The following is a 631-nucleotide window of genomic DNA, read 5'->3' on the forward strand; positions in this document are numbered from 1 at the left end:
CCCCGGCGGCGCTCGCCGGCAGCAGCGCACCAAGGCGCTCCACCGCGAGACGTGCGAGGGCGCCGTCGTAGAGGTCGGGCGCCGGGTTGACGCCGAGCACCGGCTGGTCGCGCAGGTACTTGGCCACGTTGGCCACGAGCCCGTCCTGGCCCACCGTCACGACCACATCCTCGGGAGCGAACAGGAAGCGGTCGAGGTCGCCGCGTCGCGCCAGCGCCTGTCGCCACTCCCCCGGCACCGCCGCCCGCGCCTGCGCGAGCACTGCGTGGAAGCGGGCGTGGCGCGCCTCCACCTCGGCCAGGTTTTGGCCTCGGCTCTCCAGGAAGAACCGGGCTTGGCCGCGGGTCGCGTGCCGGGCGAGCAGCGCCTCGTAATCGGTCTCGCGGATCACGAACACCGCGCGCGGGGCGATCACCGCCATGGCACGCTTCCTCTCATGGCACGCTTCCTCTCATGGCACGCTTCCTCTCATGGCACGCTTCCCATCATGCCAAGCCCCTAGCGCGGCAAGGCGGGCGACGGCGCGGGCCTGCGGAACTCGCCGAGCGCGGCGGCCAGCAGGTCCGGCGTCACGTTGAGGTGCTCGATGGTCTCGAGCTTGCCCGCGAACTCGCGGGCGGCGAGCCCGAGG

Annotated in this window: 2 pseudogenes; both read right to left on the reverse strand. The window is 73.1% G+C overall.

Annotated elements, in window-relative coordinates:
* Positions 1-421 (reverse strand): annotated as a pseudogene (locus tag FV222_RS28510) (hypothetical protein); the annotation flags it as partial.
* A 77-nt stretch (positions 422-498) separates the two neighbouring features.
* Positions 499-631, reverse strand: a pseudogene (locus FV222_RS31705) (band 7 protein); the annotation flags it as partial.

This window comes from Methylobacterium sp. WL103, assembly GCF_008039885.1.
GTDB lineage: Bacteria > Pseudomonadota > Alphaproteobacteria > Rhizobiales > Beijerinckiaceae > Methylobacterium > Methylobacterium cerastii.